12 protein-coding genes are annotated in these 14,567 nt (G+C 35.1%); 10 read left to right on the top strand and 2 right to left on the bottom strand.

The window, feature by feature from the left end:
• Nucleotides 1-4 precede the first annotated feature (4 nt).
• Nucleotides 5-388 (bottom strand): Rid family detoxifying hydrolase, encoded by a 384-nt coding sequence (locus FJ651_RS10340; protein WP_140990435.1) that lies wholly within the window; start codon nt 386-388, stop codon nt 5-7.
• 14 nt (nt 389-402) lie between these two features.
• A complete protein-coding gene (locus tag FJ651_RS10335) occupies nt 403-2,937 on the bottom strand; it encodes a putative LPS assembly protein LptD (RefSeq protein WP_317130886.1) in 2,535 nt (844 codons plus the stop codon).
• A gap of 395 nt (nt 2,938-3,332) precedes the next feature.
• Here FJ651_RS10335 and FJ651_RS10330 point away from each other — a divergent pair, with 395 nt between their 5' ends.
• From FJ651_RS10330 to FJ651_RS10285, 10 genes are all read left to right on the top strand, one after another.
• Nucleotides 3,333-4,451 (top strand): N-acetylmuramoyl-L-alanine amidase family protein, encoded by a 1,119-nt coding sequence (locus tag FJ651_RS10330; protein ID WP_140990434.1) that lies wholly within the window; start codon nt 3,333-3,335, stop codon nt 4,449-4,451.
• 55 nt (nt 4,452-4,506) lie between these two features.
• Complete coding sequence (locus tag FJ651_RS10325) at nt 4,507-5,463, top strand: MlaD family protein (protein WP_246085349.1); 957 nt, start codon at nt 4,507-4,509, stop codon at nt 5,461-5,463.
• Between the two features lie 5 nt (nt 5,464-5,468).
• The gene (locus tag FJ651_RS10320) at nt 5,469-6,779 is read left to right on the top strand and encodes a (Fe-S)-binding protein (RefSeq protein ID WP_140990433.1); all 1,311 of its coding nucleotides are present in this window, start codon (nt 5,469-5,471) and stop codon (nt 6,777-6,779) included.
• A gap of 114 nt (nt 6,780-6,893) precedes the next feature.
• Nucleotides 6,894-7,340, top strand: coding sequence for an LNS2 domain-containing protein (locus FJ651_RS10315; RefSeq protein WP_140990432.1), 447 nt, complete (start codon nt 6,894-6,896; stop codon nt 7,338-7,340).
• Between the two features lie 15 nt (nt 7,341-7,355).
• Complete coding sequence (locus FJ651_RS10310; RefSeq protein WP_140990431.1) at nt 7,356-8,147, top strand: (Fe-S)-binding protein; 792 nt, start codon at nt 7,356-7,358, stop codon at nt 8,145-8,147.
• A 120-nt stretch (nt 8,148-8,267) separates the two neighbouring features.
• Nucleotides 8,268-8,822 (top strand): zinc ribbon domain-containing protein, encoded by a 555-nt coding sequence (locus tag FJ651_RS10305; RefSeq protein ID WP_140990430.1) that lies wholly within the window; start codon nt 8,268-8,270, stop codon nt 8,820-8,822.
• 48 nt (nt 8,823-8,870) lie between these two features.
• Complete coding sequence (locus FJ651_RS10300) at nt 8,871-9,380, top strand: PH domain-containing protein (protein WP_140990429.1); 510 nt, start codon at nt 8,871-8,873, stop codon at nt 9,378-9,380.
• Nucleotides 9,373-10,866, top strand: a complete 1,494-nt coding sequence (locus FJ651_RS10295; protein ID WP_140990428.1) for a PH domain-containing protein — start codon at nt 9,373-9,375, stop codon at nt 10,864-10,866. The genes FJ651_RS10300 and FJ651_RS10295 overlap by 8 nt, the downstream gene beginning before the upstream one ends.
• A gap of 190 nt (nt 10,867-11,056) precedes the next feature.
• Complete coding sequence (locus FJ651_RS10290; RefSeq protein WP_140990427.1) at nt 11,057-11,539, top strand: ABC transporter ATPase; 483 nt, start codon at nt 11,057-11,059, stop codon at nt 11,537-11,539.
• A 109-nt stretch (nt 11,540-11,648) separates the two neighbouring features.
• A complete protein-coding gene (locus FJ651_RS10285) occupies nt 11,649-14,564 on the top strand; it encodes a glycoside hydrolase family 3 N-terminal domain-containing protein (RefSeq protein ID WP_140990426.1) in 2,916 nt (971 codons plus the stop codon).
• The last annotated feature ends 3 nt before the right edge of the window (nt 14,565-14,567 follow it).

Raw genomic sequence — 14,567 nt, 5'->3', positions numbered from 1 at the left:
TAATTTAAAATTTAATAGCTATCGCACTTATTTCAACGTTTACATACTTAGGAAGATTGGCCACTTGCACTGTTTCTCTTGCGGGTGCCGTAGTTTCATTAAAATATTGGCCATATACTTGATTTATGTTTGAAAACATTTCCATATCACTTATAAAAATACTCACTTTAACAACATTTTCAAAATTCATATCAGCGGCAGCTAAAACAGCTTTTAAATTTTCCATAACTTGTTTTGTTTCAGCCTCAATAGTTTGTGTTACCAAATCACCGGTTTCCGGATTAATGGCAATTTGACCGGAAGTATAAAGTGTATTGTTAACTAATACTGCTTGATTGTAAGGTCCAATTGGAGCAGGTGCCTGTTTGGTATTAATAATTTGTTTCATATTTTTAATAATTATTAGAATCTAACGTCCGGCTGTCTTCGCTGGTCGTATTTTAAATCTTTTAGGATGTTGGATTTGATACCTATAAAGAAATTCCAAGAAGTTCTGGTACCAATAGGAATCCAAGAGAAATTCATTCGCCAACTTAATAAATCTCTTTCAAATCGAACTTGTGTAAATGTAAATCCTTCATTTAAAAAGTCATAACCGGATGATAAACCAACGGTCCAACGTGGTGTTAAATCAATATCACCCGAAAACATTAAAGAATGTGAGGCAATTTGGTCTTCTCGTCGGTTGTTGTTATAATTAACAGCATACGCCAGTCTTAAAGACCAGGGCATGGCATAATTATAAAATTCGTTTTTCTCTTTTTCACCTTCGTTGTCCTCGTTGTTAAGCCTTCTATCCGCAAAATCCTGTGGTAATCCAAAAAGATCGTCATCTCGTCCGCCACTTCTTAAGTTTTCTTCAATAGCTCTTTCATCTTCAGGTTTTTCAATCCCGGTAAAATCTTTACTCGATAGCGTGTAACTCATGTTTATATTGGCCGAGGTTAATCTAAACAAGCTACCACCGTTGTTAACATTAAAAGTATTGATGCGCACATTATTTTTATCTAAGGCGTAAGGATCCAAAACCATCCCAAAGTTAATATTCATTTTCTTCTTTAGAACCTGCAAACCACCGGTAAGTCTAACGGGCGCTAAATTGAGCGAATCGGCTGCTAAATCGTAAGATGTATTGATGTTTAGGTTATTTATAAGAATAATTTTCTTTGGTTCTGTTTTGGTTGAATCTCTGTCTTTTACTTTTGCTTCGAAGTTATTACCTAAATTAAATCCAACCGAACTTGAAAAACGGTTACTTGGTGCTCCAAATAAAGAACCTTCAAATCGGCTAAATTCTGTAGTGGTTAAACCATCGGCACTAATTACAATTTCTTCGTAATACTGATCGAAAGCCGGATTAACATTAAAGGTCAATTCAGGACGCATAACATGTCTAATTGCTTGTATTTTAGCGTCTTTATTATTCTTTGTGAAATCGAATAATCCGTATAATGTGGTTCCAACACCGGCACCAAAATTATAGGTTCTAAAACTATCAAAACCACTCACATCTTGGGTGACTACTTGATTATTTGTAGCATCAAAAAACCGATTGATGGTGTTAAGCGTCCAGGTTTCTTCAAAAGTACCACTGGCACTAACACTAAAATGGTTAAACAGCTTAAAATTAGTAGCAACCGGAATGGTATGTCTCATTCCAACGCGTGCGCCATCAAACATCTCGGGTTTAAAAAATAGCGAATCTGTTGTTTGAATTCGATTTTCACCTCGAACGTTATATTGTAGGTTAATGTTTTGAATGACACCTTTTTTAGCGCCTTCTTTTGGTGCAAAAGGAAACATTCTGGTAACGCTGGCCTGCATGGTTGGCAAGGTCATATCGATGCGCTCTGTATTGGTGTTTTGTGAGTGAGTTGCAGTAACACTTAAATTAACCTGTGGCTCACCTTGAAAAGTTTTTGAGTACGAAACAGAAGAAGCAAGCGTATTATTTTGGAAATTAGAATTGTTGAGCTGATTGATAGATTGCCTATAAAACTGGCTGCTACCCAAGTTAACCGATGCCGAAAATCTGGAATTTGGATTGGCTTTGGCATCCTGATTATGAGACCATCTAATATTATAAATGGTATTTTGAGCAAAATCGGGAAAACCGCGTTCGCTATTGAGTAAATTTTCGTACCTAAAACTTAAATTACCTCTAAACTTATAACGCAAGGCGTAATTGCTTTCCATTCGTAAACCATAACTGCCATTGGTATAATAATCACCCAAAACTGCCAAATCAACAAAATCACTAATGGCAAAATAATAACCGCCATTTTGTAAAAAGTAGCCTCTGTCATTTCCGGTATCCTGACCAAAAGAAGGGAAAATCACTCCCGAAGTTTTTTTCTGGGTCATCGGGAAAAACGCAAATGGCAAACCTATTGGCGTAGGCACATCATAAATAAACATATTGGTCAAGCCCGTAACAACCTTTTTATTGGGCACCATTTTGGCTTTTCGCATTAAAAAATAGTACTCCGGATCGTCCAAATTCTCAGAGGTTGTAAACTTGCCATTTTTTACAAAGTAAACCGAATCGTTTTCTTTTTTTGTAACTTCAGAAAGAATGGTACTACCCATTTGTTCTGTTTTAGAATTATAAACTACTGCTCTTTGTGTTTTTGTGTTAAATATAATAGAGTCAGGCTCAATTACATTGGTGCCTTGCTTAAAAACAGGTGCTTGAGAGTAGCCGGTTGAATCTTTAATACGCCCGGCATAAACCGTGTTTTTTGCGTAGTCAATCACAATAATACCCGACTTTATTTCCATATCCTGATAGTAAACTTCGGCTTCGTTATACAGGTATATTTTTTGAGCTCTTTGATTGATTGATACGTAATCTGTTGCCTTATATTTTACAATATCTTCTAAGAAACCTTTCTTTTTAGGTATGCTATCTGAAATAACCGAATCTGTTTCTTTCACATTAACAGGGGTTTTCAAAAGAGAATCAATGGCTACGTTTATACTGTCTGAGATACTTACGGGTTTTATAACTTTCGCGGTTTTAGGTAGTTCCTGAGAGAAGCTCAAAGTGTTGATAAACACTGTAAAACTTGCGTAAAAAAATATTTGAAAGCTCTTAAATCGCAACGTTAAAGATGTATTTTTGTGTAAGCTTGGCTTGATTTTTGAAAAGCCAAAATTACATATATTTTTTTGTGTGAAATAGAATTCAGCAATTATTATATAAATTAAATAAACAAAGCATTTTAACGTTAAAACAATATGAAATCCCCATAAACCAACTTCGGTAAACCAACCGATAATGAAGATGGGGATTACATCTGACCTTTAATAAACAATTAAAATTTATACAGATGAAAACGTTGACAAGATATCTGTTATTACCATTACTATTATTATTTACCTATATTTTAACAGATTTTAATCTTTATTCCCAAAACAACAACGCATCTTTTGTGGTGGTACTTGATGCTGGCCATGGTGGTCATGACCCGGGAAACCTTGGTAACGGTTACAGAGAAAAAGACATCGCCCTAAATGTTACTTTAATGGTTGGTAAGGCTTTGGAAAAAAACAAGAACATCAAAGTAATTTACACCAGAAAAACCGATGTGTTTGTTGAATTACGCGAGCGAGCTAATATTGCAAATAAAGCAAAAGCAGATTTGTTTGTTTCCATTCACTGTAATGCCCATAACTCGGGTGCACACGGCACAGAAACTTTTGTTCTGGGAGTTGCCAATAACGACCGAAATTTTGAGGTAGCCAAAAAAGAGAACCAGGTAATTTTCCTGGAAGATGATTACGAAAGCCATTACGACGGCTTCAATCCCAATAATCCCGAATCTACCATTGGTCTCGCCATCATACAAGAAGAATATGTTGATCAAAGTATTTTATTGGCAAGATTGGTTGAAGATAATTTTTCTAAAAAATTAAAAAGAAACAGTCGCGGTATCAAACAAGCGAGTTTGTGGGTCATGCATAATACCTATATGCCTAGTGTTTTAATCGAGCTTGGATTTTTAACCGCAAAATCTGAAGGCGCTTACCTCAATTCATCAAATGGACAAACTGAAATGTCTAAGGCTATTGAAAACGCTATTCTAGATTACAAAGCTGCACTCGAGCAAAATGTTGGTGTTGCCATATCTAAACCGGTTACAACAACCGACAATATTGCTGAAACCAAAACATTAATTGATAAAAACATTATTTTCAAAGTACAAATCGCAGCAAGTTCAAAAAGTTTAGATACCAAACCATATAATTTTAAAGGATTGCAAAATATTTCAAAAGAAAAATCAGGTAGTTTATATAAATATTATTACAGTGAGAGTTCAGATTATAATCAAATTTTAAAAGATAAAGAAATGGCCCATTCAAAAGGTTATAGAAGTGCGTTTATCGTAGCTTTTAAGGACAATGTTCAAATAACTGTTGAAGATGCTTTAAAATCAAGCGCAAATTAAAAGGCTCTTAATTATTTTATTTCTAATTTTGTTTCCAACCTAAAAATAAAGCAAATTGAAAATTTCAAGAGAAATTAAAACCGCCGTATTGGTGATAGCAGGTATACTGCTGTTTATTTATTTGTTTAAATTTTTACAAGGCGAAAATCTTTTTAAACCAACAAATACTTATTTTACGGAATTTGATTACAACGCCTTAAGCACCTCTTCTGTTGTGACTATAAAAGGCAATGCCGTTGGTAAAATTAGTAATATCAAATACGATTTTAAAACCGGTAAAACACGCGTGGCTTTTACGGTAGATCCACAATTGAAATTTTCAAAAAACAGTGTGATCAGACTATACGAAACCGGTTTAATGGGTGGTAATGCTTTAGCTGTAATAGCAGCTAATGATACAGATTATGCCAAACCGGGCGATATGCTCAAATCAGAAATACAACCAGGATTAATTACTTCATTACGAGATAATTTTACCGGTTTAAGCAGCGATTTAGACCAAACAATTCGCTCTGCCGATACCTTAATGGTTAACTTAAATAAATTAGTTGCTGATGAGTCTGAAGAAGGCATCAAACAAACTATAGCACAGTTAAACAGCACTTTAAAATCATTTAAAACCTTATCAGAGTCCATCGATGCCATGGTCAACCAAAACGACCAAAAAGTTGCCATGCTTTTGGATAACTTTGGTGAAACCAGCGAAAACCTGAAACAATTATCTTACGATTTAAAAGATCTTGAATTGGAAAGAACCGTTAATAATCTCGATAGCACTTTAGTAACATTCAAAAATATCATGGCTTCTATTGAAAAAGGTGAAGGTTCTGCAGGAAAATTGTTGAATGACGATCAACTATACAACAATCTGGAAGGTGCCACTTTACAATTAGAAAAACTATTAGAAGACTTTAGAATTAATCCCAAACGATACGTGCACTTTTCTATCTTCGGAAAAAAGGCACAACCGTATTTTGTAGAAGAACCAGAAACTGACGAAAAAGATAACTAACTACCATGCAGTTCATCCCAAATATTTTATTTGCCATTGCTCTTATTTTGGGAGTTGGCTATTTTAGCAGAAACGTTAAAAAACTGATTCGTAACATCAAACTTGGTCACGATGTTGATGTTAGTGATGAAAAAGGCAAGCGCTTCAACAATATGTTGCGCATAGCCTTTGGTCAAAGCAAAATGGTGGTAAGGCCCGTAGCAGGTATTATGCACTTTATTGTTTACATTGGTTTTGTGATTATTAATTTAGAGGTGTTAGAAATTATAATCGATGGGTTATTTGGTACACATCGCATATTTTCAAGTGTTTTAAGCTCTTCAGTTTATGGCTTTTTAATAGGTTCTTTTGAAATATTGGCCGTTTTGGTTCTAATAGCAGTTGTTGTATTTTGGTTAAGACGTAATACCATTAAATTAAAACGTTTTTTGAATCCCGAAATGAAAGGCTGGCCAAAAAATGACGCCAATTACATTCTTTATTTTGAGGTAGTCCTGATGTGCTTGTTTTTAACCATGAATGCTACCGACGCGCCGTTTCAAGAAATGAATTCAGGAAATGTGATTAGCGGATTTATGGCACCTTGGTTTAGCGGATTTTCAGAAGGTACTTTGCATATCATTGAGCGCTCTGCCTGGTGGTTGCATATTATAGGGATATTAGTGTTTTTAAACTATCTCTATTTTTCAAAACACCTTCATATTCTACTGGCGTTTCCTAATACTTACTTTGGAAGTGTACATCCAAAAGGAGAACTCGATAATTTAGAATCGGTTACCAATGAGGTTAAATTGATGATGGACCCCAATGCCGACCCATTTGCGGCGCCTGCTAATCCCGATGCGGTTCCTGCAAAATTTGGTGCCAGTGATGTAACAGACCTTAGTTGGTTGCAGTTACTCAACGCCTATACTTGTACGGAATGTGGCCGCTGCACAAGTGAATGCCCGGCCAATCAAACAGGTAAAAAATTATCGCCAAGAAAAATAATGATGGATACACGCGATAGGTTAGAAGAAGTTGGTAAAAACATAGATGCTAATGGTGGGGAGTTTAAAGATGACGGTAAACAATTATTAAACGATTATATTACTGCCGAAGAACTTTGGGCCTGCACCAGTTGCAATGCCTGCGTAGAGGCTTGTCCGGTAAGCATCAATCCTCTGACAATTATTATTGATATGCGCCGTTACCTGGTGATGGAACAAAGTGCAGCACCAATGGAGTTGAATAATATGATGAGTAATGTTGAAAATAACGGCGCACCATGGCCTTACAACCAAATGGACCGATTAAATTGGGCATCAGAATCTTAAATTAAATCACAATATACAATTACATGAAACGAGTCAAATTGAAAATTTCAATGTATGAAAAGTTGATTTTAGACGAGTTCCATGTGACCGATAAAAAACAATTAAAACAAGCACATGAAAAGAGAAGAAGCAGACAAGTTGTTACATGAAAAAGTTGAAAAAGGAGAAAAAATTAGTCCGGTCTTACCAAAAGGTATTAAAAATTACTTGATCGATATAGACGGTACCATTTGCGACGACATTCCAAATGAAGAGCCCGAACGCATGCTTACTGCCGAACTCTATCCCGATGCCTTGGAAACCTGCAATAAGTGGTATGAAGAAGGCCACATGATTTGTTTCTTCACTTCGAGAACAGAAGATCACAGAGCTTACACAGAAACCTGGTTGTCAAAACACGGTTTTAAATATCATAGTTTATTGATGGGTAAACCACGTGGTGGTAATTATCACTGGATTGATAACCATTTGGTGAAAGCAACAAGATATAAAGGAAAATTTACAGATTTAGTAGATAAAAAAGTGACCATTCAAGTATTTGACGATGGTCATCACGATTAAAAATAAAACATTGTTATGAGCGAAACCTTGATAGTACCTACAATGGCCCAGATGATGGCCGAAGGCAAACAACCAGAAGTCTTGTTTTGGGTTGGTTGCGCCGGAAGTTTTGATGACAGAGCCAAGAAAATAACCAAAGCTTTTGTTAGAATTCTTAACAAAGCTAAGGTTAGTTTTGCTGTATTGGGAACAGAGGAAAGCTGTACCGGTGATCCGGCCAAACGTGCGGGTAACGAGTTTTTATTTCAAATGCAAGCAGTTACCAATATTGAGGTTTTAAATGCCTACGAGGTAAAAACCATTGTAACGACATGCCCACATTGCTTTAACACACTTAAAAATGAGTATCCTTCGTTGGGTGGTAATTATACAGTAATGCACCACACACAATTTCTTAGAAATTTATTAGACGAAGGCAAACTAACTATTGAGGGCGGCCAATTTAAAGGCAAGCGCATTACCTTTCATGACCCTTGTTATTTGGGTCGAGCTAATAATGTATATGAAGCACCACGCGATTTAATTAGAAAATTAGACGCCGAATTGGTGGAAATGAAATCCTGTAAAAGTCGCGGATTGTGTTGCGGTGCCGGTGGCGCTCAAATGTTTAAAGAAGCCGAACCCGGCAATAAAGAAGTCAACATAGAACGCACCGAACAAGCCTTAGAAATCCAGCCAGATATTATTGCTGCCGGTTGTCCGTTTTGTAACACCATGATGACCGACGGTGTTAAAAACAAAGAAAAAGAAGGGCAGATTAAGGTAATGGATGTGGCTGAATTAATTGCTAATGCTCAGGATTTGTAATCTGTTTGAAGAACTCAAAACATCATCAAAAGTTGTTTTCTTTAGAATATTATTGGGCTTTCATCAACCTACATTACAAAATTCATGGATGTAGTTAATTGAAATAACAAGAGTAAAACAATGGAAAAAGTAAAATGCCCTAAATGCGAGGAATACAACTCATCAAATTCAAAATACTGTTCTTTTTGCGGTTTTGAACTTCCAAAAATTAAAGCACAATCCATCAATATCAAGGAATCTTCAACTCAAAATACGAAAACAAATTATAAAAAAATCATTGGGATTGTAGTAGGCGTCATAACCTTTTTAATTGCCTATAATTTAACCCAGCAATTTTTCACGCCTTCACTCGATAAGCAATTAGTACAAGTTGCGAACGAATTGAATAAAAATTGTCCGATGATGGTTGACCAATTCACGCGTTTAGATAACTCACACGTGCTGCCTAACAAAACTTTACAATACAATTATACCCTTGTTGAAATTGAAAAATCTGAGTTTAACTTAGACACGGTGAGAAAGTATGTTGAGCCGAATATCATAAATAATGTTAAAACAAATCCTGATATGAAGGATTTAAGAGACAATAACGTTAAGTTTAATTATAGCTATAGAGATAAGAACGGGGAATTTGTTTGGAAACTCGAAATTACACCCGATATGTATGAAGACTGATGGGATGCATCAATAAAGCCAATTGTGCTTTTTTAAAATTAAAAAATTATGCTAAACAATCTTCAAATAGATTTAGAACAGCTGCCAAAGCTTGAAAACCTTTCTCTTAAAAAAATTGAGAGAAGTTATATTTACATTCTGTTTTTTAATATTTCAATTGGGTTTATCATGCCATTGATAGCTTTAATTGTGAGTGGAATATTGTCGAATTTTGAAGGTTGGTGGTCTTATTTTATAATGATTGTAACCGCAATTATCGTAGTTTATGCACTTACGCTTTTTTATACATTTTTAAGTTTTCCAAAGCGCCAATACGCCATAAGAGAAAATGACATGGTTTACAGTGAAGGACTACTGTTTAACAAAATAACTACAGTGCCTTTAGTTCGCATTCAGCATACCGAAATTTCGCGATCATTTTTAGAGAGAAAATTAAATTTATCTACATTAAAAATATACACGGCAGGAGCCACCGGCAGCGACCTTAAAATAGGAGGATTAACTAAAGACGAGGCCGAAAAAATCAATTCGTTTTTAACAGCACAAATCAATGAGTAATCATGATTTTTCTATTCCGCAACGTCAGTCGGTTAAAGGAATTATTATCATTTTTGGCTTTCAATTATTTAAATTTTTAAGACAAAGTTTTGCGCTTATTTTTTTGGCTATTTTTAGCTTTGTTAGAAAGGGTGATGTTTTTGGAATGTCATTTACCCAGATTATTTTAATAACTATTCTTGTACTTGTTATTTTCTTAATTACCTCGGTTGTTAGATATTTGTATTTTAAATTCTACATTTCGGGCGAAGGCTTTCACTTAGATACAGGTTTAATTAACAAGGAACGCACAGTTATTCCACGCTCTAAAATTCAAAACATTCACATCAAACAAAATGTTTTACAGCAACTTATTAATGTGGTGGCGTTTTCTATTGAAACCGCAGGCGACAACAAGTCTGAAATTGAAATTAAAGCCTTAGACCGCGCTACCGCTTTGGCTATGAAAAAGTCGTTGCTGTCGCAAAAAATTTCGGATGAAACAGTATCCGAAAAAGAAGATGAAATCTATTTTAAAGTTTCCTTTAAAAAATTATTGCTCGAAGGTGTTGGTCAGAATCATTTAAAGAGTATGGCCATTATTTTGGCTTTTATTTCTGGTATTTATTTTCAAATAAAAGATATTATTGAAGGTGCGTCGTTAGAAGACCAATTGCTCAACGATGTCACAGGTAATGTAGATTATAGTTCGTTCTTTTCGGTGATTCTATTCAATACCATTATTCTTGTTGGATTTTTAGTATTGGCATTTTTGTTTTCGCTTGTAAAAACCATTATAGTTAATTATAACCTTCAGGTTATTGAACACAACCAAACCATTGAAATATCTAAAGGTTTGCTCAATAAAATTTCGGTTAATTTAAATCCAAGTCGAATTCAAAACATTATTATCACTCACAATCGTATCAAACGCTATTTTGGACTATACACTTTAGAGGCGAAGCAGGCCATGACCGATCAAAAAAAAGCGCAAAACCTGTCTATTATTGCACTGAGTAAAGAACAAATTAATTATCTTACCCAAAAGCTTTATCAGGAATTTGTAGTTATTGATGAAAAATTCAAGCCTAGCTTTTATTTCATTCGCATTAAAATAATTCAAAGTGTTCTCATATTGATAGGTCTTAATATTGGGATGTTTTTTTCAGAATTAATAAATCTTTGGGTTTTGAACATTTTATTGATTCCTGTGTTGTATTTTTTTGTTATTACTACGTATCGCAAGGCAAATTATGGAGTGAATGATGACTTTTTAATGGTTGAAAGTGGTTTTATCGAAACCAAAACACAAATTGTTCAGCATCACAAAATTCAATCAGTTGAAATGTACCAAAGCTATTTCATGAAAAGGCGTGGCGTTGCCAGTCTTTATATTTACAATGCTTCGGGGAATGTAACGTTAAAATATATTCAAGAATCAATAGCCAGACAAGTGCACAACTTTTTGCTTTACAAGGTAGAAACTACCGATAAAAACTGGATGTAAATTATTTAGTTTTCATCTGTTTATTTTTATTGTTTTTAAGTGGTCAGACCTGCCTTGCCGGCAGGCAGATGGAACGCGCTACGATAATCATGCACCTGTGTGCAGAAAATTTGTACATGCGCGTTTCATCCCACTTAAATTTTAAATAACTTAGCACGACTTTTGATATTCTTAAAATAAAAAGACATAAATGATAGTAGATTTTAATACACTTCCCGATAATGCCCGAATATGGATTTATCAAAGTAACCGACCTTTTAACGAAGCTGAAAAAACCGAAATTTCATCCAAATTAAGTCAGTTTTTATCACAGTGGACGGCCCACGGCAGCGATTTACAAGCCGGGTTTACAATTGAATATAATCGCTTTATTGTTATTGGTTTAAACCAGGATAGCAGTTACGCAACAGGTTGTTCTATTGATGCTTCGGTACATTTTATTCAGCAACTGGAACAAGCCTATAATGTTGACTTACTCGATAAAATGAATGTTACCTACAAACAAGGCGAGCATATTGCCTATAAAGCTTTAATAGATTTTAAAAAAATGGCCAAAGAAAAAGCTGTAAGCGCTAATACCATTGTTTTCAATAATTTAGTGAATAACATAGGGGAGTTTAAAGAATTTTGGGAAGTTCCGGCACATGAGAGCTGGCATAACCGCTTTTTTTAGCTTTTTGTTAATGAAGTTCTTTATAAATTAATGTTAGAGTAGTTGGTTAAAATACCGCTATCAATTAATTTCATCAAATTATTAATCCATTATTAATTTTCACCTCCAAATGTACCCCAAAACCATATTATATTTTTTAATACTGTTATTTGTTACAGGCTCTTTAGCGCAAGAAAATCCGTTGAAGTCAAAAGATGTTGAGGCCCAGAAAATTTGGGTTGACAGTATTTATAATAACATGACTTTAGAAGAGAAAATAGGCCAATTATTTATGGTTCAGGTATTTTCAGATAAAGGCGTTGCACATAAAAATGAAATTTTACAACTCGTAAAAGAGCAGCACATTGGTGGTGTTATTTTTTCAAAAGGTGGTCCGGTTCGTCAGGCTAAATTGAACAACGAGTTACAAAAGGCATCAAAAATTCCGTTATTGGTTGGTATGGATGCCGAATGGGGTTTGAGTATGCGATTGGATTCTACTTACGCTTTTCCGTGGAATATGACCTTAGGAGCCATTAAAAATGACGCCTTAATTGAGCAAACCGGAAAACACATAGGAGAACATTGTAAGCGATTGGGCGTGCATTTTAATTTTGCACCGGTAGTTGATATTAATACCAATCCCATCAATCCGATTATCGGGAATCGTTCGTTTGGTGAAGACAGAGATCGCATCACCAGACAATCGCTCGCTTTTATGAAGGGTATGCAAGGTGCCGGCGTATTGGCCAATGCTAAGCATTTTCCGGGGCATGGCGATACCGATAGCGATTCGCATAAAACCTTACCAACCATTAGTTTTTCGGCACAACGTATTGATTCGGTTGAGTTATATCCATATAGAGAACTTATTAAAAAAGGCTTAAGTAGCGTGATGGTCGCGCACCTAAATGTTCCTGCTTTGGAATCTCGTGCCGGTTATCCGTCTTCTATTTCAAAACATATTGTCACCAATATTTTAAAAGACAGTTTATGTTTTGAAGGCTTGATATTTACCGATGCCTTAAACATGAAGGGCGCTTCAAATTTTAGTACGCCGGGAGATATAGATTTGGCTGCTTTTTTGGCAGGAAATGATGTTTTGCTTATTTCAGAAAACGTCAAACTGGCGGTTGCTAAAATTTCGCAAGCTTTAAACAATGGTTTATTTGATGAAATACGATTAGAACATTCCGTAAAGAAAATTTTAATGGCCAAATATAAACTTGGCTTACATAGTTATCAACCTGTAAAAATTGAAAATCTTATCAAAGATTTAAATAGGTTAGAAGACGATTTACTCTACGAAAAACTGACTGAAAACGCCATTACAGTCGTAAAAAATGCCCAGCAAATCCTTCCGATAAAACAACTGGAAACAAAAAAAATAGCTTATGTAAAAATGGGTAATGCCGATGGATCTTACTTTTTAAATCAGCTAAAAAAATACGCGAAAGTAGACGAGGTAAAAGCCGATAAATTAGATGAGTTACTTAATAAATTGAAAAATTATAACACGGTAGTTGTGGGACTTCATAAATCGAGTGACAATCCTTGGCGTAGTTATAAGTTCTCAGATAGAGAATTGGTTTGGCTCTATGAAATTGCCAGAACCAATAATGTTATACTCAATATTTTTGCAAATCCCTATAGCTTACTAGATTTAAAAACACACGAAAATATTGAAAGTATTGTTGTGAGTTATCAAAATGGAAAGGTTGAGCAGGAAAAATCGGCACAATTAATCTTTGGAGCCATTGATGCGAAAGGTACATTGCCGGTTTCGGCAGGTAGTTATTTTAACGCAGGAAATGGTATTCAGCTAAAAGCTCTCAATAATTTAAGCTATGGCTTACCCGAAAGTGTTGGTATGAATTCTCAACTATTGGCAAAAATAGATGCTACAGCTCAACGTGCTGTTGATCAAAAAATGACGCCCGGTATTCAATTGGTGATTGCCAGAAAAGGCAAGGTATTCTACAACAAAACCTTCGGTTATCATACCTATGATAAAAAAAGACCCGTAAAAGACACCGATTTATTCGACATAGCTTCTATTACAAAAATTGTAGCTACCACACCTTTAATCATGGAGTTACACGAACAAGGTGTCATTAATTTAGATACCAAATTACAAGAAATTTTACCCGAATATAAAGGCAGCAATAAAGCTAATATTACACTTAAAAATATGTTGTCGCATTTCGCGCAATTAAAACCATGGATTCCTTTTTACACTGCAACCTTGGACGCAAATAAAAAACCATCTTCTAAATACTACAGAAAAATTAAAGATGAGAATTTTAATGTATTTGTAGCACCAGATTTATACATGAGGAGTGATTACTTAGATAGTATCAATAATACCATTAAAGACAGTGATTTATTGGGAAGATTGCAGTATAGATACAGTGATTTACCCTATTTTATTCTAAAAAAGTATTTAGAATATCACTACAATCAATCGTTAGCTGAATTGGTTCAAAATCATTTTTATCAACCTTTGGGTGCCAATTACACGACCTATCATCCACTTGAGAAATTTGATTTAACCGAAATTCTACCAACCGAAGAAGACGATTATTTCAGGTACCAAACCGTACATGGCCATGTACATGACATGGCTGCTGCAATGCAAAACGGTGTTGGTGGCCATGCAGGAGTTTTTAGCAACGCCAATGATATTGCCAAAATCATGCAAATGTTTTTGCAAAAAGGCAGTTACGGCGATAGGCAGTATTTTAATGAATATACATTTGAAGAATTTAATAAATGTCATTTTTGTATCAACAACAATAGAAGAGGTGTTGGTTTTGATAAGCCTCAGTTGGGCGATGTAGGTCCAACCTGTGGCTGTTTATCAATGACAAGCTTTGGCCACTCAGGTTTTACAGGAACATACGCCTGGGCAGATCCCGAAGAAGATATCGTTTATGTGTTTTTGGCTAACAGAACCTATCCAAAGGCCACCACCAACTTATTGTTAAAAGAAAGCATTAGAACAGATATTCAGCAGTATATTTACGATGCTATTATAAAAGATTAAAGA

Origin of the sequence: Paucihalobacter ruber, from assembly GCF_006494535.1 — a bacterium.
Classification (GTDB): domain Bacteria; phylum Bacteroidota; class Bacteroidia; order Flavobacteriales; family Flavobacteriaceae; genus Paucihalobacter; species Paucihalobacter ruber.
The sequence above is the reverse complement of the archived record's forward strand: the minus strand, read 5'-3'. Positions and strand labels throughout refer to the sequence as shown.